Source organism: Allobosea sp. LjRoot237, from assembly GCF_964253285.1.
GTDB lineage: Bacteria > Pseudomonadota > Alphaproteobacteria > Rhizobiales > Beijerinckiaceae > Allobosea.
The window spans coordinates 138,108-160,168 of the sequence record NZ_CAXUQP020000001.1; the positions used below are offsets into that span (position 1 = coordinate 138,108).

General features: G+C 66.8%; 18 protein-coding genes. 15 read left to right on the plus strand and 3 right to left on the minus strand.

All coding sequences use genetic code 11. The features are described from left to right. Positions 1-55: 55 nt before the first annotated feature. From ACSQ24_RS00620 to ACSQ24_RS00675, 12 genes are all read left to right on the plus strand, one after another. Positions 56-2,794 carry an ABC transporter transmembrane domain-containing protein gene (locus ACSQ24_RS00620; protein WP_436092821.1) on the plus strand — a complete coding sequence of 913 codons (2,739 nt, stop codon included), beginning with the start codon at positions 56-58 and terminating at the stop codon, positions 2,792-2,794. Then, positions 2,791-3,240, plus strand: a complete 450-nt coding sequence (locus ACSQ24_RS00625) for a cyclic nucleotide-binding domain-containing protein (RefSeq protein WP_284172448.1) — start codon at positions 2,791-2,793, stop codon at positions 3,238-3,240. The genes ACSQ24_RS00620 and ACSQ24_RS00625 overlap by 4 nt, the downstream gene beginning before the upstream one ends. 76 nt (positions 3,241-3,316) lie before the next feature. Further along, entirely contained in the window at positions 3,317-5,056 is a 1,740-nt protein-coding gene (locus ACSQ24_RS00630) for an adenylate/guanylate cyclase domain-containing protein (RefSeq protein WP_436092822.1), read from the plus strand. A gap of 89 nt (positions 5,057-5,145) precedes the next feature. Further along, positions 5,146-5,811 carry a class I SAM-dependent methyltransferase gene (locus ACSQ24_RS00635; RefSeq protein WP_436092823.1) on the plus strand — a complete coding sequence of 222 codons (666 nt, stop codon included), beginning with the start codon at positions 5,146-5,148 and terminating at the stop codon, positions 5,809-5,811. Further along, positions 5,808-7,079, plus strand: a complete 1,272-nt coding sequence (locus ACSQ24_RS00640) for a glycosyltransferase family 4 protein (RefSeq protein WP_436092824.1) — start codon at positions 5,808-5,810, stop codon at positions 7,077-7,079. Before ACSQ24_RS00635 ends, ACSQ24_RS00640 begins: the two co-directional genes overlap by 4 nt. Continuing rightward, on the plus strand, positions 7,076-8,215 hold the full coding sequence (locus ACSQ24_RS00645; protein ID WP_436092825.1) for a glycosyltransferase family protein: 1,140 nt from the start codon (positions 7,076-7,078) through the stop codon (positions 8,213-8,215). The genes ACSQ24_RS00640 and ACSQ24_RS00645 overlap by 4 nt, the downstream gene beginning before the upstream one ends. Before the next feature lie 157 nt (positions 8,216-8,372). Beyond that, the gene (cobS, locus tag ACSQ24_RS00650; RefSeq protein ID WP_436092826.1) at positions 8,373-9,362 is read left to right on the plus strand and encodes a cobaltochelatase subunit CobS; all 990 of its coding nucleotides are present in this window, start codon (positions 8,373-8,375) and stop codon (positions 9,360-9,362) included. A gap of 67 nt (positions 9,363-9,429) precedes the next feature. After that, on the plus strand, positions 9,430-9,780 hold the full coding sequence (locus ACSQ24_RS00655; RefSeq protein ID WP_436092827.1) for a GFA family protein: 351 nt from the start codon (positions 9,430-9,432) through the stop codon (positions 9,778-9,780). 12 nt (positions 9,781-9,792) lie between these two features. Then, positions 9,793-10,233: a GNAT family N-acetyltransferase gene (locus ACSQ24_RS00660; RefSeq protein ID WP_436092828.1), complete on the plus strand. Its 441-nt coding sequence runs from the start codon at positions 9,793-9,795 to the stop codon at positions 10,231-10,233. Further along, positions 10,230-10,712, plus strand: a complete 483-nt coding sequence (locus tag ACSQ24_RS00665; protein ID WP_436092829.1) for a GNAT family N-acetyltransferase — start codon at positions 10,230-10,232, stop codon at positions 10,710-10,712. The genes ACSQ24_RS00660 and ACSQ24_RS00665 overlap by 4 nt, the downstream gene beginning before the upstream one ends. A 25-nt stretch (positions 10,713-10,737) precedes the next feature. Then, on the plus strand, positions 10,738-12,633 hold the full coding sequence (cobT, locus tag ACSQ24_RS00670; RefSeq protein ID WP_436092830.1) for a cobaltochelatase subunit CobT: 1,896 nt from the start codon (positions 10,738-10,740) through the stop codon (positions 12,631-12,633). Between the two features lie 181 nt (positions 12,634-12,814). Continuing rightward, positions 12,815-13,834, plus strand: coding sequence for an esterase-like activity of phytase family protein (locus ACSQ24_RS00675; RefSeq protein ID WP_436092831.1), 1,020 nt, complete (start codon positions 12,815-12,817; stop codon positions 13,832-13,834). Positions 13,835-14,092: 258 nt separating this feature from the next. Here the strand turns inward: ACSQ24_RS00675 and rpmB are convergent, their stop codons facing one another. Then, on the minus strand, positions 14,093-14,380 hold the full coding sequence (gene rpmB, locus ACSQ24_RS00680) for a 50S ribosomal protein L28 (RefSeq protein WP_129157511.1): 288 nt from the start codon (positions 14,378-14,380) through the stop codon (positions 14,093-14,095). Between the two features lie 253 nt (positions 14,381-14,633). Here rpmB and ACSQ24_RS00685 point away from each other — a divergent pair, with 253 nt between their 5' ends. Continuing rightward, positions 14,634-15,464: a DUF3108 domain-containing protein gene (locus tag ACSQ24_RS00685; RefSeq protein ID WP_436092832.1), complete on the plus strand. Its 831-nt coding sequence runs from the start codon at positions 14,634-14,636 to the stop codon at positions 15,462-15,464. A 2-nt stretch (positions 15,465-15,466) separates the two neighbouring features. Here ACSQ24_RS00685 and ACSQ24_RS00690 read toward each other — a convergent pair whose 3' ends face one another. Together ACSQ24_RS00690 and ACSQ24_RS00695 are read right to left on the minus strand one after the other, a co-directional pair. Further along, positions 15,467-16,129, minus strand: coding sequence for a hypothetical protein (locus ACSQ24_RS00690; protein ID WP_436092833.1), 663 nt, complete (start codon positions 16,127-16,129; stop codon positions 15,467-15,469). Beyond that, entirely contained in the window at positions 16,126-17,319 is a 1,194-nt protein-coding gene (locus ACSQ24_RS00695; protein ID WP_436092834.1) for a hypothetical protein, read from the minus strand. Before ACSQ24_RS00695 ends, ACSQ24_RS00690 begins: the two co-directional genes overlap by 4 nt. Positions 17,320-17,509: 190 nt before the next feature. Between ACSQ24_RS00695 and ACSQ24_RS00700 the strand changes: the two genes are divergently transcribed. Beyond that, the gene (locus ACSQ24_RS00700; protein ID WP_436092835.1) at positions 17,510-18,400 is read left to right on the plus strand and encodes an alpha/beta fold hydrolase; all 891 of its coding nucleotides are present in this window, start codon (positions 17,510-17,512) and stop codon (positions 18,398-18,400) included. Between the two features lie 307 nt (positions 18,401-18,707). Continuing rightward, positions 18,708-22,043, plus strand: a complete 3,336-nt coding sequence (locus ACSQ24_RS00705; protein WP_436097795.1) for a helicase-related protein — start codon at positions 18,708-18,710, stop codon at positions 22,041-22,043. Positions 22,044-22,061 lie beyond the last annotated feature (18 nt).

Sequence of the window (22,061 nt, forward strand, 5' to 3'; positions counted from 1 at the left end):
ATGGGGGCAAGCCGGCAGAGTTTCCGCTCTTCCGGATGCGGGATGGGAAAGCCCCTTGGAGAGAAGCCTCTTCCGTTACGTCTGGCAGAAGAGCCGCCGGGAGCAGATCATCGTTCTGCTCGTCATCCTTGTCTCGATCCCGTTCAACTGGGCGTCGTTCGACGTGCCCAAGCGCATCGTCAACGATGCGATCCAGGGCGGCGCCTTCAAGGACGGCAAGACGACGGCGACGGTGTTCGACTGGGCGCTGCACCTGCCGGACTTCCTCGGCGGCGGCGGCTTCCAGATCTCCGAAGGCTTCAAGGTCAACCAGCTCGGCCTGCTGCTGACGCTGAGCTTCTATTTCCTCGTGCTCGTCCTGATCAACGGCGGCTTCAAATACGTCGTCAACCTGCAAAAGGGCGTGCTCGGCGAGCGCATGCTCAGGCGCATGCGTTACGATCTGTTCAGCCAGCTGATGCGCTTCCGGCCGGAGGATATCCGCGCGGTCAAGCCGGCTGAGGCCGCGAGCATGATCAAGGACGAGGTCGAGCCGATCGGCGGCTTCGTCGGCGATGCCTTCATCCAGCCGGCCTTCCTGCTCAGCCAGGCGCTGACCGCGCTCGCCTTCATCATGATGCAGAGCGTCTGGCTCGGCTCGATCGCGCTGATCATCGTTTTGATGCAGGCGGTGATCATCCCGATCCTGCGCAAGGAGCAGCTCCGCCTCGGCCGCGAGCGCCAGATCGCGTCGCGCCAGCTCGCGGGGCGGATCGGCGAGATCGTCGATGCCGGACCGACCATTCAGGGAAATGGCGCGACCTCCTATATCCAGTCGGATATCGCCGGACGGCTCGGCACGCTGTTCGACATCCGCTATGCGCTCTACAAGCGCAAATTCGCCGTCAAGTTCCTGAACAACCTGCTGGCGCAGGTCACTCCGTTCTTTTTCTACGCGATCGGCGGCTTCTTCGCCCTGCAGGGCAGGCTCGACATCGGCCAGCTCGTCGCGGTGATCGCCGCCTATCGTGACCTGCCGCCGCCGATCAAGGAGCTGATCGACTGGGAACAGCAGCGCAACGACGTCACCATCAAATACGAGCAGGTGATCTCGCAGTTCAGCCCGACCGAGGTGGTCACGCTGGAGGAGAAGGGCGAGATCGCGCGGCTGCCGTCCCGCGGCGAGATACGGCTCGACAAGGTCGAGATGGTCGACAATCGCGGTCAGCCACTCCTGGCGCCCTTAAGCCTGACCCTGCGCCGGCCGGGAGTGGTTGCGCTGATCGGGGGGGCTGGCGGCGGCCGCGACACGCTCGGCCGCATCCTCGGCCGGCAGACCATGAGCTATGGCGGGCGCGTCATGATCGACAAGGAGCCGCTCTCCGCCATCAGCGTCGAGCGCGCGAGCCATTTCATCGGCTATGCCGGCCCCGAGGTCGAGATCATCAACGGCTCCCTGCGCGACAACATCCTGCTGCCGCTGAAGCGCAGGCGCCCGGTTGTGAAGCCGGACGAGGTTGTCGACCACGAGGAGCACCGCCGCTTCATCGAGGCATTGCGCGCCGGGAACACGCCGCTGCCCTTCGCGGCGGACTGGAACGACTATGCAGGCGCGGGCCTCGATGGAGAGGAGGCACTCGAGGAGCGCCTCCTTTCGATACTCGACACGCTCGGCTGCGCCGACGAGATCTACGAGCTCGGCCTCGATGCGAAGGTGATCGCTCCGTTGCCGGAGGGCGCGGCCGAACGCATCATCGAAGCGCGCGAGGTGGTGGCGGCCGAACTGACCAAGACCAAGCTCGCCGGGCTGATCGAGACCTTCGATCTCGAGCGCTACAACGCCAACGTGACGATCGCCGAGAACCTGGTCTTCGGCGCCATGCGCAATGGCCGTCAACCGGCCGATTTCCTGCTCGATGATCCTTACGCCCGCTCGGTGCTGCAGGCCGAGGCGCTCGATGAGCCGCTGGCCGAGATTGGCGGACGCATCGCCTCGACACTGGTCGAGATCTTCGCCGGCCTGCCGCAGGGCCATGTCCTGTTCGAGCGCTATGCCTTCGGCGGCGAGGTCGATCTGGAGAAGCTCGGCGAATTGGCCGAGGCCCTGCGCCGACACGACAGGCGCAGCCCGCTCGACCCGACTGTGCAGCGCGAGCTGGTCGCGCTCGCGCTCGGCTATGTCGAGCCAAAGCACCGGCTCAATCTGCTCGACATCGCCCTGCAGCGACGGGTGCTGCGCGCCAGGAACTCCTTCAAGACCTATCTTCCCGGCGAGAAGGCCGACGAGATCGAATTCTACGATCCGGCCGATGTGATCCATGGCGCGAGCGTGCGCGACAATCTGCTGTTCGGGCGCATTGGCTTCGGCGTTCCCGACGCCGGACGCAAGGTGGCGGAGATCGCCCGGGCGGCGCTGTCGCGCGCCGGGCTCGACGCGGCGGCCTATCGTCTGGGGCTCAACACCGATGTCGGCCTGCGCGGCCGGCTGCTGCCGCTGCGCCTGCGCCTCATGGTGCCGCTGGCCCAGGCGCTGATCAAACAGCCGGATATCCTGGTGCTCGATCTCGACGCCTTTGCCGTCACCTGCGCTGATCCGGGCGACCTGATCAGGCGGATCGGGAGCTATTGCGATGACAAGACAGTGTTCCTGCTCTTGACCGACCAGGGGTTGGCTGCCGATATCCCTGAGAAGATTGTATTCAACGGAGCCGTGGCCCGGGTGAATAGCAAGGGCAGAGCCATCGACGAGGCGGATGAGCCGCAGGACGAGATGCTGCCCTCCAATGGGGCGGTTCCGATCGAGGCGAGGACATGACGCTCGAAAGCGATATCGGCTGCCTGAAATCGATCCCCCTGTTCCGCGGGTTGCCGGGGCCGCGGCTGAAGCTGCTCGCCCTGATGGGCGAACGGCTCTATTTTCCGGCCGGAACGGTCATTACCGAGGAAGGCGCAAAGCCCGAGGAGGTCTATTGCATCCTGGAAGGGGAGGTCGAGCTCTCGCACGATTTCTCCGACGGCAGGCAAAAATCCTTCCGGCTCGCGACCGGCAGCATCATCGGCGACGTGCCGCTGCTCTGCAATCAGACCAATGCCGCCCGCGCCGCCGCCAAGACTGATGTGGTCGCGCTGCGGCTGCCGCGGGCGCTGTTCTTCGAGCTGCTCGACAACATTCCGGAATTCTCCGTCGCGCTGTCGCGCGATCTCGCCGGGCGGCTCTATCGCCTGGCGGATTCCGTCCTGCACGGCGAGAAGACACATTGAAGCGCCGGGTGCGCCGATGACAGCGGTTCCGAGCACGCCAGCCGGGGGCAGGCCCGTCAGTTCTGGTTTCGACCAGATGTCGTCCTTGAGCCGCGACGTGCGCTTCGCCTCCGGCTGCATCCTGATGGTCTTCGCGACCACGCATTTCCTCAATCACGCGCTCGGTATCTTCGGCGTCGCGACGATGGAGGCGGTGCAGGACTGGCGCTACTGGTTCTGGCACAGCTGGATCGGCACGGTTTTGCTTTACGGAGCGCTCGTCGTCCATCCCGTCTTCGCCCTGCTGCGCGTGGCGCAGCGGCGCACTTTCCGCATGCCGGCGCGCGAAGTGATCCAGATCGTGCTCGGCGTCGCGATCCCGATCTTCCTGATCGACCATATCGTCGGCACCCGGGTGCAGGGATCACTGTTCGGCCAGGACGAGAGCTACCATGCTGTCCTGCGCCGACTCTGGCCTGGTCTTGCCCTGTCACAGAGCCTGCTGCTGCTGTTGGTCTGGACGCATGGCGTGATCGGCCTGCACTTCACCTTCCGGGCGCGTGACGCCTATGCGCGCTGGCGCGATCCGTTCCTGCTGGTCGCGATCCTGGTGCCGCTGCTGGCCATCATCGGCTTCTCGGTGGCCGGACGGGAGGCGCAGATGATGGCGCTGCCGCCGGAACTCTACACGGCCCGTCAGGTCGATGCGTTCAACCTGCATGTGACCTGGGCCAAGCGCGGCTTCTTTGGCCTGATCGGCGGCTTTGCCGGCTTCGTCGTGCTGCGCGAGCTCAGGGCGCGGGCGCTCGGCGCCATCGCGGTGCGCTTCGTCGGGCATGGCGTGCGTCGCGTCATTCCCGGCCCGACCCTGCTCGAGATCTTCCGCCGCTTCGGCATTCCGCATGCCGCGCTCTGCGGCGGGCGGGCGCGCTGCGCCACCTGCCGCGTGCTGGTGCTGGACGGTGCCGATGACCTGCCACCGCCCGGCCCGAACGAGGCCCGGCTCCTGCGCCGGATCTCGGCCGGCGATCATGTCCGGCTCGCTTGCCAGATCCGGCCGAAGCGCGATCTCCAGGTCCAGATCCTGCTCGCCGCCAAGCAGCGCGGTGCCGGTCCCTCCGGCGCTCTCGATTCCGATGACCGCATCGGCAAGAAGGGCCTGACAGTGATGGTCGCGGATCTCAGAGCCTTCACCGCGCTCTCCGAGCGGCAGTTGCCGCATGAGCTGATGAGCCTGCTAAACCGCTTCTATGACGAGATGTCCCAGGCGATCGCGGCGCATGGCGGGCGCATCGAGGCGATCTATGGCGACGGGTTGATGGCCGTGTTCGGCCTTGAGACCACACCGGCGCGTGCGGGGGCGGCGGCGATCGCAGCGGCTGGGGACATGGTCCGCGCCGTCGAGGCGCTCAACCGCGAATATGCCAACGCCCTGCCATTGCCGCTGCGCATCGGCATCGGCATCCATGGCGGCCAGACGATCGTCGGAGCGGTCGAGAACGAAAGCATGGGGCGGCGCGAGATCACGGTCGGCGAGACGGTGATGATCGCCAGCCAGCTTGAAGCGGCGACCCGGCGCCTTTTGTCCGACATCGTCGTCTCGGCCGAGACGGTGAGCGCGACGGGGCGCAGCTATCGCGACACCGTCCCGCACAAGATCGCGGTCAAGGGGCGCGACAAGCCGATGCAGGTCTACGGCTTCGGCAGCACGCCGGCCGGCGAGCCCAAGCCGGACGGGGAATCTGACAGCAAGGCCACGCCGCAAAAGGCTGAAGGCGCGCCCCCAGTGGCGAAAGAGAAGGCCCCGACAACTACAGATGGGAGCAGCTCCAGCTAGCCGGGCGCCGCGAGCCGGCGCTGGCAATTGCCAGGGCTCCTGCCTATGGTCCGGCCGCCTCACAATCTGCCTGACAGCCCAGAGCTTCGATGACCGACGAGATTTCCCGCGAGGCGCTGCACGACATCCTGCGCGGCGTCGCGGCGCTGACCGGCGATGCGATCGTCGCCGACCTCGCCCGGCTGGTCGGCAAGGGCGTGCGCGCCGACATCTCGATCGCCTTCAATCCGAAGCAGATCGCTTCGAAGCGCTGGCTGGTCGAGACGCTTGCCAAAGTTCTGCCGAAGCCGGACGGGCCGGTCTGGGTGCTCGGGGCCTGGCATGGCGTGCTTGGCGCCATGCTGTTGGCGGATCAGCGCCTCGCGATCTCGCGTGTGGAGAGCCTCGACATCGATCCGGACTGCGCGCCCGTGGCCGAGACGCTCAATCACCGCCATGTCGCTTCCGGCCGTTTCCGGGCGGTGACGGCAGACATGATGGGGCTCGATTTCGAGCGGGTGGAGGGCGGCCGCCCTGGGCTGGTGATCAACACCAGCTGCGAGCATCTCGACGACGTACCGGGCTGGATTGCCGGCCTTCCCGCCGGGCTGCCGCTGCTCCTGCAATCCAACGATTATGTCCGCGAGCCGGATCATCGCAGCTGCGTGCCTTCGCTCGACGCGTTCAAGGCGCAGGCCGGGCTTTCGGAACTGTGGTTCGCCGGCGCGCTGCCCACCAGGAACTACACCCGTTTCATGTTGATCGGCCGCAGATGAGCAGCGAGGAGCCCGCCGGGCCGGCGGTCGCGATCGCGATGAAGGGCTATCCGCGCCTGTCGGAGACCTTCATCGCCCAGGAGCTGCTCGGCCTGCAGCGGCTCGGCCTGTCCTTCGCGATCTGGTCGCTGCGTCATCCCACCGATGGCGCGCGGCACCTGATGCATCGCGAGATCACGGCGCCGCTGCATTATCTGCCGGAATATCTGCACGACGACTGGCCGCGCGTCCTGCGTGGCATGGCGCGCGCCTTCGCACGGCCGAGTATCGTCAGGCTGCTCGGTGTCTTCCTGCGGGACCTCGCCCGCGACCGCACGCGCAACCGCTTGCGCCGCTTCGGCCAGGCCTGTGTGATGGCTCGCGAACTGCCGGCCAGTACCCGCCATCTCCATGTCCATTACCTGCACACGCCGGCCTCGGTGATCCGCTATGCGGCGCTGAGCCGGGGCCTCTCCTGGTCGTTTTCCGCACATGCCAAGGACATCTGGACGACGCCCGACTGGGAGAAGCGCGAGAAGATCGCCGACGCGCGCTGGGCCGTGACTTGCACCCGCGACGGCCATGCCGAGCTCACGCGTCTCGCGGACAGGCCGGACAAGATCGCGCTGCTCTATCACGGGCTCGATCTGGCGCGTTTTCCGCCGCCGCCCGAAGTACGAACGGAGCGTGATGGTTCCGATCGGGCCAATCCGCTGTGCTTCGTCACGATCGGGCGGGCGGTGGCGAAGAAGGGCTTCGACGACCTGCTCGCGGCGCTCGCGATCCTGCCGGCGGATCTGAACTGGCGGCTCGTCCATATCGGCGGTGGCGAGATGCTCGCAGCGTTGAAGGCGCAGGCCGAAACGCTCGGCCTCGCCGCGCGGATCGACTGGCGCGGGCCGCAGGCTCAGGATGCGGTGATCGCGGCGTTGCGTGAGGCCGATCTCTTCGTGCTGCCGTCGAAACAGGCGGAGAACGGTGACCGCGACGGCTTGCCGAATGTGGTGATGGAGGCGGCGAGCCAGGCTCTGCCGATCGTCACGACCGATTTCGCTGGCATCCCGGAATTCGTTCGGCATGGGCGCGAGGGGCTGCTGTTGCGGCCGGGCGATGTCACGGCTTTGGCCAAGGCGCTGGACGGGCTCTCCCGCGATCCGCAGTGGCGCGCCAAGCTGGGCGCGGCCGCCTTCGCACGGCTCGGAGCGGAGTTCTCGGCGCAGGCCGGCTTGGAACGGATCCACCGGGCGCTGCTGGCGGCGGTCGCGGGCAAGAGCGGCGGCGCGCCATGAGCGCGCGCATCCTGATCGCGGTCACGCATCTGCTCGGCATCGGCCATCTGGTGCGGGCGCGGCAGCTGGCGCGGGCTCTGGCCGGGACGGGATATGAGGTCACGCTCGCCAGCGGCGGCATGCCCGACGGCAAGGCTGCGGCGGGCTATCGCTTCGCGCAGTTGCCGTCGGTGCGCACCGAAGGAACGGATTTCCGCAACCTGCTCGACGAGAACGGCCACACTGCGACGCCGGAGCGGCTTGCCGCGCGCCGTGAGCAACTCGCGACCTTGGCGCAGGAGTTGTCGCCCGATATCGTCGTCACCGAGCATTTTCCCTTCGGCCGGCGCCAGCTTGCGGGCGAGTTCCTGGCGCTGATCGAGGCGGCGCGGATGGCAAATCCGCGCGCGCTCGTCCTGTCGTCGATCCGCGATGTGCTGGTCGCGCCGCAGCGGCCGGAGCGGCTCGCCGAGGCGGCCGAGCGGATCTCTACGCTGTTCGATGCCGTCCTGGTGCATGGCGACCCGCTTGTCCTGCCGCTCAAAGCCTCCTGGCCGGTGACGCCGGAGATTGCGGGCAAGCTGGTCTATACGGGCTATCTGGCGGAGAGGCCCGCCTTGCCGGTGGCGGTCTCAGGTCCGTCGGGTGCGATCCTCGTCTCCGGTGGTAGCTCGGCGGCGGCGCTGCCACTGTTCGAGACCGTTCTCGCGGCCGCGCAACTCCTGCCGCAGCATTCCTTCCATCTCCTCATCGGTCGTGGCGTTGCCGAGACCGATTTTGCCAGGCTGCGACAATCGGCTCCGGCCAATGCCCAGGTCGAGCGGGCGCGGCCGGATTTCCCGGCGCTGCTCGCCAGCTGCGCCCTCTCCATCAGCCAGGCCGGCTACAACACGGCGCTCGATCTGGTGCAGGCCGGGCGGCCGGCCTTGCTCGTTCCGTTCGACGCCGGCAATGAAACCGAGCAGGCGCTGCGTGCCGCCGCGCTCGCACAGGCCGGGCTGGCGCGCGTTGTGAACCTCGCTGAGGGGCAGCAGGCTCTGGCCGCTGCGATCGAAACGGCGCTGGCGCGAGGCGCTCCGCCGGCGGCGCGGGTCGATCTCGATGGGGCGGCAGGGAGTGTCGCGGCAGTTACACGGCTGCTCGCGAACCGCGCCTGAGCCGTGCGCGTATGCATGCCGGCGAAGGGACGGCATGCCTCTTGCGAATTGCCGCTCCGCCGCTTTCGATCTAAGGAAGTTCCACACGCCTCCCTTTCGGTCGGCTCCAGGACACCGGATCTTCTGCCGGCCCCTGTCCTGCGCCCGGAGAAGAACGATGACAACGACGACTGCCTCCGCCCCCGGAATGCCGGACATGAAGTTGTCCGTGCGTCAGGTCTTCGGGATCGACAGCGATCTGGAGGTGCCGGCCTATTCCAAGCCCGAGGCGCATGTCCCCGACTTCGACGCGGATTACCGGTTCGACCGCGACACCACGATCGCGATCCTCGCCGGCTTCGCCCATAACCGCCGCGTGATGATCTCGGGCTATCACGGCACCGGCAAGTCGACCCATATCGAGCAGGTCGCGGCTCGCCTCAACTGGCCCTGCGTCCGCGTCAACCTCGACAGCCATGTCTCGCGCCTCGACCTCGTCGGCAAGGACGCGATCGTGCTGAAGGAAGGCAAGCAGATCACCGAGTTCCAGGACGGCATCCTGCCCTGGGCGCTGCAGAACAACATCGCACTCGTCTTCGACGAATACGATGCCGGCCGCCCCGACGTGATGTTCGTGATCCAGCGCGTGCTCGAGCAGTCCGGCAAGCTGACGCTGCTCGACCAGAAGCGCGTCATCCGTCCTCACCCCGCCTTCCGCCTGTTCGCCACCGCCAACACGGTCGGCCTCGGCGACACCTCGGGCCTCTATCACGGCACCCAGCAGATCAACCAGGGCCAGATGGACCGCTGGTCGATCGTCACCACGCTGAACTACCTGCCTCACGACAACGAGGTCGCGATCGTGCTCGCCAAGTCGAAGCACTATCAGGCTTCGCCGGAGGGCAAGGACATCGTCAACAAGATGGTCCGTGTCGCCGACCTGACCCGCAACGCCTTCATGAACGGCGACCTCTCGACCGTGATGAGCCCGCGTACGGTCATCACCTGGGCGGAGAACGCGGCGATCTTCGGCGATATCGGTTTCGCCTTCCGCGTCACCTTCCTCAACAAGTGCGACGAGATGGAGCGTGCGCTGGTGGCGGAGTTCTTCCAGCGCTCCTTCGGCAAGGAGCTGCCGGAGAGCGCGGTCAACGTCGTTCTGAGCTGAAGCACGTTCCGCAAAAGTGGAAACCACTTTTGCGATCAGAACTTGCTCAATTAGCAGGAGGCCGAGCATGGCCCGGTACGAAGGAAGCTGTCACTGCGGACGGGTCGCCTACGAGGTCGAGGTCGACCTCGCCAAGACGATCACCTGCAACTGCTCCTACTGCCAGCGCCGCGGCTCGGTGCTGGCCTTCTCTCCGGCGACGAACTTCACGTTGACCAAGGGCGAGGATGCGCTGTCCGAGTATCGCTTCAACAAGCAGACAATCCAGCACCTGTTCTGCGAGAGCTGCGGCATCGAATCCTTCGCGCGCGCCGGCCTGCCGGACGGCACGCCGATGGTCGCGATCAACGCGCGCTGCCTCGCCGGAGTCGAGCCGACCGAGCTCAATTCGACGATGTATGACGGGCGGTCGCGCTGAAGGAGCACGCCAGTGAGCATCGCCGCCGAGAGCAAGCGAGCCACGATCCAGCGCGAGGCGGATTTTGCCGCGACGCGCGAGGTCGTCTTGCGCGGTCTTGCCGCGCATAACGAGTCCAGGGTCGGGCCGCGCAACACGCAGCCGCTCGCGCTCAGCTTGCGCGACGAAAGCGGCACCATGGTCGGCGGCCTCGTCGGCGAGCTCAAATGGCAGTGGCTCTATGTCGATCTGTTCTGGATCGACGAAGGTCATCGCGGCGCCGGCCATGGCGAGGCACTGCTGGCGATGGCCGAGCAGGCGGCACGCGATTTCGGCGCGCGCGGCGTCTATCTCGGCACGATGAGCATCCAGGCGCCGGACTTCTATCCCCGCATGGGCTATCGCGAATGCGGCCGCATGGACGACTATCCGGTGGCCGGCCAGACCTTCCATCACTTCATGAAGGCGCTATGAGCATCCCCGATCGCGAGCTGAGGCAGATCGAGCAGGCGCCGGCCGAGCAGCGCGCCATGTCCGACGCTGTTTTCGTCCAGATCGAGACCACCTATGGCGCCGCAAAAAAAATCATTGCAGCAGGCCTCGAGGGCTTCAATCGGGAGCATATGCACGGCCGCTCACCCAAGGCATTTGCCGCCACCGCGAATGTTGATGGAAGCGTGCGCGGCGGGCTGATGGCGGAGGCGATCGGCGAGTGGATGCACATCAGCCTGCTCTGGGTGGATGAGCGGTTCCGCCGAAGTGGACTCGGCACGGCGTTGCTGAAGCGGGCGGAAACGGAGGCGAGAAGCCGTGGGGCCAGGGGCGTCCTCGTCGATACGTTTTCGTTCCAGGCGCCGGCCTTCTATAAGATGCACGGTTATTTTGCGTATGGGCAGATCGAAGACTGTCCTGAAGCGGGCATGACGTGGTTCCGTTTCAGGAAGGTGCTTTGACCATGCAGCGCGTCGAGGATCAGTCGTGAGCATCTCCAACCGCAAGCCCGGGACCCCGAAGGAAGCGCCGGCCGAGCCGCTGAAGCGCGCGGTTTCCGGCGCGATGAAGGCGATCGCGCGCAAGCCGGAGATGGAGATTGTCTTCGCCGCCGACAAACCCTCTCTGGTCGGCGAGCGCGCCCGCCTGCCGGAGCCACCGCGCAAGCTCACGATCCAGGATGTCGCGATCCTGCGCGGCCATGCCGATTCGATGGCGCTGCGCCTTGCCTGCCACGATTCCGCGATCCATCGCCGTGCCGCGCCCGAGGGCGATGCGGCCCGCGCCGTCTTCGACGCGGTCGAGCAGGCCAGGGTCGAGAGCGTCGGCTCACGCCGGATGAGCGGTGTTTCCAGCAATATCTCGGCGATGCTGGAAGACCGCTATCATCGCGGCGGCCGCTACGAGGAGATCACCGACCGGGCCGATGCGCCGCTTGAGGATGCGCTCGCCCTGATGGTGCGCGAGCGGCTGACCGGCCTGAAGCCGCCCAAGGCGGCCGAGAAGCTGGTCGAGCTCTGGCGCGAGCAGATCGAGGCCAAGGCCGGCGGCGATCTCGACCGGCTGTCGAAGTCGATCGAGGACCAGCGCGGTTTCGCCCGCACCGTGCGCGACATGCTGGCCTCGCTCGACATGGCCGAGCAATCGAGCCAGGGCGACGAATCCGACGAGGATGAGGACAATCAGGACGAGTCCTCCGAGGAGCAGCAGCAGGAAGAGGGCGAGGCCGAGCAGCAGAGCCAGGGCGAGCGCTCCGAGACCGAGACCAGCGAGGACGCGGCCGAGGAGCTGCAGGAGGGCGCCTCCGAGGCTGCCGACGCGCCAGCCGGCGACTGGGACGAGGAAGACGAGAACTCCGAGGCCGAAGAAGCCGGCGAGGCGCCGCGCCCGCGCGACAGCCGCGCCAACGACCGGCCGCAGACCGACTACAAGGCCTATACCCAGAAGTTCGACGAGATCGTCACCGCCGAGGAACTCTGCGACGCCGAGGAGCTGACGCGGCTGCGCGCCTATCTCGACAAGCAGCTGGCGCATCTGCAGGGCGTCGTCGCCCGGCTGGCGAACCGCCTGCAGCGACGTCTGATGGCGCAGCAGAACCGCTCCTGGCAGTTCGACCTGGAGGAGGGCGCGCTCGATCCCTCGCGGCTGCCGCGCATCATCATCGACCCGTTCCAGCCGCTTTCCTTCCGGCAGGAATCGGATACGAATTTCCGCGACACGGTGGTGACGCTGCTGATCGACAATTCCGGCTCGATGCGCGGCCGGCCGATCACGGTCGCGGCGACCTGCGCCGACATCCTGGCGCGGACGCTGGAGCGCTGCGGCGTCAAGGTCGAGCTGCTCGGCTTCACTACGCGCGCCTGGAAGGGCGGGCTGTCGCGCGAGAGCTGGCTGCAATCGGGCAAGCCGGCCAATCCCGGCCGCCTCAACGATCTCAGGCACATCATCTACAAGGCCGCCGACGCGCCCTGGCGCCGGGCGCGCAAGAATCTAGGGTTGATGATGCGCGAGGGGCTGCTCAAGGAGAACATCGACGGCGAGGCGCTGGACTGGGCGCATAAGCGCCTGCTCGGCCGGCCGGAGCAGCGCAAGATCCTGATGGTGATCTCGGACGGCGCGCCGGTCGACGATTCGACGCTCTCGGTCAATGCCGGCAGCTATCTCGAACGCCATCTGCGCCACATCATCGCCGAGATTGAGACGCGCTCGCCGGTCGAGCTGATCGCGATCGGCATCGGCCACGACGTCACGCGCTATTATCGCCGCGCCGTCACCATCGTCGATGCCGAGGAGCTCGGCGGCGTGATGACCGAGAAGCTGGCGGAGCTGTTTGAGGAGGACGCCGCCGGGACCAGCTCGCGGGGCTCGCGCCGCCTGCAATGAGCCTTGTGAGCGATGGAACCGCGACCCGTCCTCTCCCCCCTTGTGGGGGAGAGTTAGAGAGGGGGGTAGTCAGCCGTGAGGTTGATCGCCGGCGATTATTCAACGCTCACCCGGTCACCCCCCTCCCAACCCTCCCCCACAAGGGGGGAGGGCTCCCGCGCTTGTCCTTCGCCGCTTGCGCATGACATCGACGTCTTTTACGCGCCGCGGGCTCGTTGCCGGACTTGGCGCAACAGCGCTCAGTCTGCCTGCGCGAGCGCAGAGCCTCGAGCCGGCGCGCGTTCCGGTCAGCGTCTCGGCGCGGCGGATCACGAGCTTCGAGCCCGGCAATGCCGCGAAGACCCGCTTCGGCCAGCTGGTCTTCCGCGGCGGACTCCAGCTCTCGGGCAGTCATCCCCGCTTCGGCGGCTTCTCGGGGCTGTGGCGTTCGCCCGATGGGGCGCGGATCGTCGCCATCACCGACAACGGCTTCTGGCTGACAGCCAGGCTCGCACGCAGTGCTGGCAAGCTTAGCGGGCTGGAAGAGGCCGAGCTCGCGCCGATTCTTGGGGCGTCCGGCAAGCCACTGCACCGCTCGCGCTATTACGACACCGAATCGCTCGCCATGCAGGGCGGCATCGCCTTCATCGGCGTCGAGCGCGCCCATGACATCCTGCGCTTCGATTTCGCCCGCTATGGCGTCGAGGCGCGAGCGCAACTCGTGCCGACGACGCCGGCGCTGAAGCGCCTGCCGAGCAATCGCGGAGTGGAGGCGCTCGGCGTGCTGCCGGCGGGCCACCCGCTCGCCGGGGCGCTGATCGCGATCTCGGAGCGCTCCGGCCGCGAGGACGAGCCGACCACGGGCTTCATCATCGGCGGGCGCCAGCCGGGCACGCTGCAGGTAGCCCGCCGCGACGGCTACGACATCACCGACCTCGCCTTCCTGCCGGGCGGCGACATGTTGCTGCTGGAGCGTTGGTACAAGCCGCTGCGCGGCGTCGGCCTGCGCATCCGCCGCATCGCCGGCGGCACGATCCGGTTGGGCGCGAAGCTGGACGGACCGCTCCTGATCGAGGCCGATCTCGGCCAGGAGATCGACAACATGGAGGGGATGGCGGTCCATCAGGAGAACGGGCGGACGGTCATCACCCTGATCTCTGACGATAATTTCTCGACCTTCCTGCAGCGCACGGTGCTGCTGGAATTCGAGCTGGCGCAATAACAGTACGCGTCATGCTCGACCCTTCCCTTCTCCCCTTGCGGGAGCAGGTGGCCAGAAGGGCCGGATGAGGGGTCGTTCAGGTCTGGAAGGCTCTGAGAACGAAGGAGCAATGAGCCAGCGATAGGCGTCGCGCGACCCCTCACCCCGGCCCCCTCCCGCAGGGGAGAGGGGGCAGGTTGCGCATGCTCCGCTGACAAGAGCCCAAACGAAAAAAGCGGCCTTGCGGCCGCTTCGTTCAGTCCCGAGGGGAAAGTCCGCTCAGTTGGCGGCGAGCTTCTTCTCGATGTCGCGCTTCAGCGTCAGCGCGCCCGGCGAGAGCTCTCCGGCCGGAGCCTTGACCAGGAAGGCGTCGAGGCCGCCGCGATGATCGACGGTGCGCAGGGCGTTGGCCGAGACGCGCAGGCGGACCGAGCGGCCGAGCGCATCGGACTGCAGCGTGACGTTGACCAGGTTCGGCCGGAAGACCGTCTTGGTCTTGCGGTTCGAGTGGCTGACGAGGTGGCCGGTCTGGGTGGCTTTCCCGGTCAGTTCGCAACGGCGGGCCATGATCGTGTTCCCAAAATCTCCGAATGCTCAACGCAAATTGCCGACACGCGACGTGCCGGCAGGCAAGCACCGGAAGTCAAATTGAAGTGGCGGGTCTATAGCCGCCGGCTGGCGGCCCGTCAAGGCGACAGCGCAGATTGCTGCCGGAAACATCTCGGTAACCATTATCCCGCCAAGCTGGTGCAAAGCCAGTCACGATTCGGACCGAATCCCAGTGCATGCGACGAGCATCACTCGCGCCCGGAGCCTCCCGATGAAGCTCTCTCCGTCGTCCGCCAGCAGTGCGCGCCTCGCAGCGCTGATGCTCGCATTGTCGGCGCCGGCTACGCATGCGGCGTCGCTGGACGCGACCTATGACGTCACGCTGCTCGGCCTGTCGCTTGGCAAGGCCAATCTGTCCGGTGGTGTCGACGGCGCCAGCTACAAGCTCGACGCCAACGCCAAGCTGACCGGGCTCGTCGGCAGCTTCACCGGCGGGCGCGGTTCGGGCGCCGCCACCGGCAACCTCAACGGCGGCAGGCTGTCGCCGGCGACCTTCGCCGTCTCCTCGGCCAATTCCAGCGAAAGCCGCACCGTGCGCATGGCGCTCGACCGCAACGCCGTGCAGGCGCTGGCGATCGAGCCGCCGATCGACGCCAAGCCCGACCGCGTCCCGCTCAAGGACGAGCACCAGCGCAACATCATGGACCCGCTCAGCGCCTTCCTGATGCCGGTCGAGGTCTCGGGCCGCGGCAGCGGCGCGGCCGCCTGCAACCGCACGCTGGCGATCTTCGACGGCGCGGCGCGTTACGACATCAAGCTGAGCTATTCCGGCACCCGCGAGGTCAAGATCGACGGCTATAGCGGCCCGGTCTCGGTCTGCCAGGCGCGCTATGTCCCGATCGCCGGCCATCGAAGCTTGCGCCCCTCGACCAAGTTCATGGCCGAGAACAAGGAAATCTCGACCTGGCTCGCCCCCGTCGCCGGGACGAACATGATGCTGCCGGTGCGCATCTCGGTGAAGACGATGATCGGCACCGCGGTGATCGAGGCCTCGAGCTTCAAGGTCGATCCCGGCGTGACAGCGACGACGACGCGGAATTGAGGTCAGGCTGCGAGTTCGAGCGGGAAGGGCGTGGGTTCGAAAGAAGGCTCCAGACCTTCAGCCTTGATATAGGTCGCTTGCCATTCGCGCAGTAGGCCAGTCAGGCCGGCGACATCCCCCCGTTCAAGCAGAGGCAGAACAGGGTCTACGACCCTGCTCCAGAGCCGCGCGAAATATTCCGTGTGGGGTGGCGGGCCGCGTAGCCGATCGAGCTCGCGACAATCGGCAAGCGCCTTGCTGAGATTGCCTAGGGCGATGTCGACGCGGAGTTGGCAATCCTTGTGCGCGTAAAGCGGGCTCGTGATGAAAGTTCTGTCGCGCGAAGCAAACGCGGCAAAATCCTCCAGCGTGACGATGGCATGCAGCTGCGAAAGAGCCTGCCCAACCAACCGCTTGAACAAATCTGGCATATCCGGATCGCTCCAGCACCAGCCATGACCTCGAATGCCGAGTGGCCATTCCCAGATCACGCCCGACAAATTGAATGTAAAATTGACTGCGGCTGTGACGATGAAAGCGTCGCGGCCGCCTGATCGACCGATGCCGATGCACCGGTGCATGTGTCTCACCGGCTTGAGGTAGATATAGTTCTTATGAAAGACGATGTCTGAGTTTTCGGCGAGCAACGGCGCAAAGAGTTGGCGAATCTGCCGGGCTGTCGTCATTTGCGTGGCTTCATTTGCATGATGATGAATCGTTGGGCGCTCGGATAGAGGCGTTTCATCAAAGCGACTAATTCAGCGGCGCGCTTTGGCCCAAGTATAGCGTTGCCGGTCTTAAGATCGTAGCCACAAGCAGTCGTCTCGCTGGCCCTTTCGACGACGTCGGCCCGCAGTGTGTCTTTGAGACCGTAGCGTCTCGCGCCATCACCAGCCACCTCCTCTCTAAACGCAGAAATCTCGGCTCGAAAATCAGGGTCGTTTTCCTTGTCGACTCCTCGTTTGACACGGGTATGGACGGCGGATCCGTAAGCTCCAGGATTCGGGTAGTTGCTTGGGCTTCCGGCGTCGCGAGCTGCTTCGTCCAATAGCTCTTGGACCGTATTCCGGCGGTTGCAAGCTCGGTCGGCTTCTTGCTCGGTCAAGTTGGCGACGAAATCCAGCCTTGGTGAACTGCTTGCACCCTCCTGGAATTCCCGCGCGCTAAAGCCGGCGACGGCCTGTAGCCCATCGATCTTGTTTCGCGCCGACAGCCAAGTGAAGAGTGTCAGCGCGGTCGTGATTGTGATCTCCGCGGCGGCCGGAGCGAGCACGATCGCCGGAGCAAACGCCTGCTGCACCGTCGCATCCCGCTCCGGCCCGCGCTCGGTCCAGGTCGAGCGCGAGACGACTTCGCCATCCGGGCCTCCGGCCCGGATCGTCTGGGTGCTGCCCGCGGTCTCGAAGGTGGTCTTGCCGCCTTCGGGCACAGTGACGGTGTGGCGCTCGTCCCAGTCGCTCGGCTTGTCAGGCTCGGCGAATTCGGACTGGATGGTCGAGCCGTCGCGATTGACTACGGCGCGTTCGGCCAACGAGCCGTCAGGGCGGGTGGCGTCCTGATAGAAGGCCCAGCTCTCCTCGCCGCTGGTATCGGCGACGACGTCGCTGAAGCTCAGTGCTGTCGACAGGGCATTGCCGAGATCGCCCAGCCAGTCGGTGCCCGTCAGCGTCGGATCGCCGCCGCCTCCGCCGCTGGTCCATTGCCCACCACCTGCACTGCCGGCCGGCACGCGCGGCTGGTCGGGATTGTATTTGCGGGCGAGTTCGTGCCGAAGCAGCCGTGTCTGCGCCTTCAGCGAGACGAGCCTACGACGCAGAAGCACGATTTCGCGCCAACGCGCACTGTCACTGGCTGAACGATGCGGCAGATCCGGCATGGCGTGCTCCCTGGTTTGAAGTGCGCCATTCTGAGGCCGCCGGAACCGCCGGGGATAAGATCGTTCTCTATCCCCGCCTGCGTTTCAGCCACGATCCGACCAGCACCGCATGGAGGCTTTGCCGTTCGACGAATTGCGGGATCTCCGGGCGACGGGGTAGCCTTCCCGGCGATTCGCCTCCGGAGCCGTCATGTCCAGCGATTTTGCCTTGCCTCCCGGCCTCAGGCATCGCCAGGTCGTCGTGCGTGACACCGTCCTGCATGTCGCCGAGGTCGGCGACGGGCCGGCGGTGCTGCTGCTTCATGGCTGGCCGGAATTCTGGATGAGCTGGCTGCCGCTGATGAACCGGCTGCATGGCGAGTTCCGATTGATCGCGCCTGATCTGCGCGGCTTCGGCGACAGCGGTAAATCCTCGGCGCCACGCAGCGATGTCGGCGCCAACAGCCATGCCGACGACATGGCGGCGCTGCTGGAGGCGCTCGGTCTCGGCCCGGTCGGCGTCGTCGGACACGATGTCGGCGCCTATGTCGCGCAGGGGCTGGCCCGGCGCCATCCGCAGCGGGTCGAGAAGCTCCTGTTCTTCAACTGCCCGACGCCGAGCGTCGGTTCGGCCTGGGTCCGGGACGGCCATGTCAACGAGATCTGGTACCAGTCCTTCCAGCAATTGCCGCTGGCCGAGCAGCTGATCGGATCGAGCCGCGAAGCCTGCGCCCTCTATCTCGGGCATTTCCTGACGCATTGGTGCCACCGCAAGGAGGCCTTCGCGCCGGTCTTCGACCTATGGGTCGAGAATTTCATGAAGCCCGGCAATCTGCGCGGCGGCTTCGACTGGTATCGCAGCCAGAACGCCGCGCGGATCGCCGCGATCGACGGCCATCCGGCGCCATCCGTGCCGATCCATCAGCGCACCCGGGTGCATTGGGGCCGGCACGACCCGATCCTGAAGTCCGAATGGTCCGCCTTCCTGTCGCATTATTTCGACGATGTGGAAGTCAGCTTCTGCGAGAGCGCCGGCCATTTCGTCCATGTCGAGGCGCCGGGCGAAGCGGCGCAGGTCCTGGCCGAGGTCTTCGGCGACTGACCGAAGTCCGCCTGCAGCAATCGTCGCCTTGCCCCTCGTTCTGTCGCCATGACGGCCTACATAGGCGAAAGCGGCCCTCGCGCGCGCAAGTCGGCGAAGGATGGACAATGAAGACGATTCAAAATCTTGTGGTTTTTGAATCGCTTGCCGCAATATCTCGCCGTGAACGAAACCTGATTCTGTGGGAGTCAGCGATTCGCCCCCGCTTCGTTCCGGACTCGTTCTGTTCACGGATCGGGTTGCCTTTGGGCGGCCTGAACCAGTAGGGCTTGCCCCGCCCGGACTGCAGGAAAGCTCCAGCGTCTTGATCCAGCCCCGTTCCCTTCCGCCTTCGATCCGCGCCCGCGGTGTCACGGCGGTGCTCGGCCCGACCAATACCGGCAAGACCCATCTCGCCATCGAGCGCATGGTCGCACATCCGACGGGGATGATCGGCCTGCCGCTGCGCCTGCTGGCGCGCGAGGTCTATCAGCGCGTGGTCGACAAGGTCGGGCCGCAGGCGGTCGCGCTGATCACCGGCGAGGAGAAGATCAAGCCGGAGCGGCCGAGGTTTTGGGTCTGCACGGTCGAGGCGATGCCGCGCGATCTCGCCGTTGATTTCGTCGCCATCGACGAGATCCAGCTCGCCGCCGATCTCGATCGCGGCCATGTCTTCGCCGATCGCCTCCTCAATCATCGCGGCCGCGAGGAGACGATGCTGATCGGCGCTGGCACGATGAGGCCGCTGATCGAGCAGCTCATCCCCGGCGTCAACGTCGTTTCTCGCCCGCGCCTGTCGAAGCTCTCCTTCGCCGGCGACCGCAAGATCACCCGCCTGCCGCGGCGCTCGGCGATCGTCGCCTTCTCGGCCGAGGAGGTCTACGCCATCGCCGAGCTGATCCGCCGGCAGAAGGGCGGGGCGGCGGTGGTGCTCGGTGCGCTCAGCCCGCGCACGCGCAATGCCCAGGTCGAGATCTACCAGTCGGGCGATGTCGACTATCTCGTCGCCACCGATGCGATCGGCATGGGGCTCAACCTCGACGTCGACCACATCGCCTTCGCCGGTGACAGCAAGTTCGACGGCCATCACTATCGCAAGCTCAACCCGGCCGAGTTCGGCCAGATCGCCGGCCGCGCCGGCCGGCATCTGCGCGACGGCACCTTCGGCACGACCGGGCGCTCGCCGCCCTTCGAGCAGGAGCTGGTCGAGGCGATCGAGGACCATCGCTTCGAATCGGTTCGGCAGGTGCAATGGCGCAATTCTGATCTCGATCAGCGTTCGATTCCCGGGCTGATCGATAGCCTCAACATCCAGCCGCAGGAGCAAGGGCTGACCCGCGCCCTGATCGCCGAGGACATGACGACGCTGGAAATCCTGGCGCGCGATCAGGATGTGTCGCGACTGGCGCAAGGCAAACCGGCCGTATCGCGGCTCTGGGAAGTCTGCGGGCTGCCGGATTACCGTAAGATTGCGCCGATGCAGCATGCCGAGCTGGCGACGACTTTGTATCTGCGTCTGATGCGTCATGGCCGGCTCGATCCGGACTGGTATGCCGGCCAATTGGCTGCCCTCGACCGCGTCGATGGCGAGATCGATACGCTCTCGGCCCGCATCTCCCAGGTCCGGACCTGGACCTATGTTGCCAACCGGCCGGACTGGTTGCCCGATCCTGAGCATTGGCAGGGGGTGGCGCGTCTTGTAGAGGACAGGCTGTCGGACGCTTTGCACGAACGGCTTGCCAGCCGATTCGTCGATCGGCGTACGAGCGTGTTGATGCGTCGCCTGCGGGAGAATGCAATGTTGGAGGCCGAAGTCACCGCGACCGGCGATGTCCTGGTCGAGGGTCAGCATGTCGGATTGCTGCAAGGCTTTCGCTTCACGGCCGATCCCAAGGCGGGTGGGCCGGAAGCGAAGGCGCTGAACGCGGCGGCGCTGAAGGCGCTGGCCGGCGAGCTCGAGGCGCGCGCCTCGCGCGTCGTGCTGGCCGGCGACGACGCCTTCGTGCTCTCGCATGACGGGCTGGTGCGCTGGATCGGCGAGCCGGTGGCGCGCCTGACCGCCGGCGAGAAGGTGCTGGAGCCGCGCCTGCGCCTGATGGTCGACGACCATCTGCCGGCACAGGCCCGCGAGCAGATCGAGACTAGGCTTTTGGCCTGGCTGAAGCACCACATCACTAGGCTGCTCGGCCCGCTCCAGATCCTGGAGAACGCCGAGAGCGCTGCCGGCATTGCCCGCGGCATCGCCTATCAGGCGGCCGAGGCGCTCGGCGTGCTCGAGCGCGCCAAGGTCGCCGAGGAGATGAAGACGCTCGACCAGGAAGGCCGGGCGGCGCTGCGCCAGCTCGGCATCCGCTTCGGCGCGTTCCACCTCTATGTCCCGGCCCTGCTGAAGCCGGCGCCGCGCGCGCTTGCCGCCCAGCTCTGGGCGCTGAAGCACGGCAATCCCGAGGCAGCCGGGCTCGACGACATCTCCCATCTCGCCTCGTCCGGCCGGACTTCGTTTCCCGCCAACAAGGACGTGCCCAAGGGGCTCTACCGCGCTGCCGGCTACCGCGTCTGCGGCGAGCGTGCCGTGCGCGTCGATATTCTGGAGCGGCTGGCGGACCTGATCCGGCCCGCGATCGCCTATCGTCCGGGCCTGACGCTCGGCCAGCCGCCGGCGGGCGCCGCCGACCAGGATGGCTTCGTCGCCACCGGGGCGATGACCTCGCTCGTCGGCTGCGCCGGCGAGGACTTCGCCTCGATCCTGCGCTCGCTCGGCTATGTCTCGCAGAAGCGGCCCGGACCTGCGATCACCGCGGCGCTCGCCGTCGCGCCAGCGCCTGTCGTCGCCGTTGCGCCGGACGTGGAGGCGCCCGCAGCTGGCACGGTCCTGGCGACCGAGCAGGTCGACGCGTTGAACGAAGCGCCATCGTCCGATGGCGAGGTCGCGAGCGAAGGCGCTGAAGTCGTAACGCCAGCAAGCGAAACGGCTGATGTTCCGGTCCTGACCGACGCGGAACTCGCTGCCGCGCCCGCAATCGATGAAGAGCCGGTCAACCCGGTTGAACCGGTGCCGGCCGATGCGATGTCGACCCTGGCATTGCCGAGCGACGAGCCCGCGACGGAAGCCGCGCCTCAGGCCGAGATCGACACCGCGGCGGCCGAGCCTGCCGTGGCAGTCGAAACGGCTCCGCCGGCGGAACCGGAGCTGATCGAGATCTGGCGGCCGCATCGCCATCAGGGTGGGCGGCGTCCCGAGCAGGGCCAGCGCGGCCGGCGGCCCGAGCGACGTGCCGGCGCCGAGGCTGCTCCTGCGGAAGGCGGCGAGGGCAAGCCGGGTGGTCAGCGGCCGAACCGCAATCGCTGGCGCGAAGGCGGCTGGAACGGCCCGCGCCCGGCTGGCGGCGGCGAGGCCAAGCCTGCGACGCAAGAGGCAGCTGGCCGCAATACCCAGCAGGGCCGCGACGGACGCCCGGACCGTGGCCCGAGGCCGGAGTTCAAGCGCGATGGCGGTCGCCCCGGCGGCGGCCCGCGTCGCGACGAGCGCGGCGGCAAGGAGCAGCGCTTCCAGCAGCCGGCCCGGCCGCGCCCGGCCGAACGCCAGCCCGATCCGGATTCGCCCTTCGCCAAGCTCCTGGCCCTCAAGGCACAGCTCGAAGGCAACGACGGGCGCAAGAACTGATAGCGAGAAAGGCGCGGT

What these genes read in the sequence shown, in the direction of transcription:
- ACSQ24_RS00630 (WP_436092822.1), top strand. Translation starts at nt 3,317, where the DNA reads ATGTCGTCCTTGAGCCGCGACGTGCGCTTCGCCTCCGGCTGCATCCTG.
- ACSQ24_RS00625 (WP_284172448.1), top strand. Translation starts at nt 2,791, where the DNA reads ATGACGCTCGAAAGCGATATCGGCTGCCTGAAATCGATCCCCCTGTTC.
- cobS (WP_436092826.1), top strand. Translation starts at nt 8,373, where the DNA reads ATGACAACGACGACTGCCTCCGCCCCCGGAATGCCGGACATGAAGTTG.
- ACSQ24_RS00690 (WP_436092833.1), bottom strand. Translation starts at nt 16,129, where the DNA reads ATGACGACAGCCCGGCAGATTCGCCAACTCTTTGCGCCGTTGCTCGCC.
- ACSQ24_RS00640 (WP_436092824.1), top strand. Translation starts at nt 5,808, where the DNA reads ATGAGCAGCGAGGAGCCCGCCGGGCCGGCGGTCGCGATCGCGATGAAG.
- ACSQ24_RS00695 (WP_436092834.1), bottom strand. Translation starts at nt 17,319, where the DNA reads ATGCCGGATCTGCCGCATCGTTCAGCCAGTGACAGTGCGCGTTGGCGC.
- ACSQ24_RS00675 (WP_436092831.1), top strand. Translation starts at nt 12,815, where the DNA reads ATGACATCGACGTCTTTTACGCGCCGCGGGCTCGTTGCCGGACTTGGC.
- ACSQ24_RS00645 (WP_436092825.1), top strand. Translation starts at nt 7,076, where the DNA reads ATGAGCGCGCGCATCCTGATCGCGGTCACGCATCTGCTCGGCATCGGC.
- rpmB (WP_129157511.1), bottom strand. Translation starts at nt 14,380, where the DNA reads ATGGCCCGCCGTTGCGAACTGACCGGGAAAGCCACCCAGACCGGCCAC.
- ACSQ24_RS00700 (WP_436092835.1), top strand. Translation starts at nt 17,510, where the DNA reads ATGTCCAGCGATTTTGCCTTGCCTCCCGGCCTCAGGCATCGCCAGGTC.
- ACSQ24_RS00655 (WP_436092827.1), top strand. Translation starts at nt 9,430, where the DNA reads ATGGCCCGGTACGAAGGAAGCTGTCACTGCGGACGGGTCGCCTACGAG.
- ACSQ24_RS00635 (WP_436092823.1), top strand. Translation starts at nt 5,146, where the DNA reads ATGACCGACGAGATTTCCCGCGAGGCGCTGCACGACATCCTGCGCGGC.
- ACSQ24_RS00665 (WP_436092829.1), top strand. Translation starts at nt 10,230, where the DNA reads ATGAGCATCCCCGATCGCGAGCTGAGGCAGATCGAGCAGGCGCCGGCC.
- ACSQ24_RS00685 (WP_436092832.1), top strand. Translation starts at nt 14,634, where the DNA reads ATGAAGCTCTCTCCGTCGTCCGCCAGCAGTGCGCGCCTCGCAGCGCTG.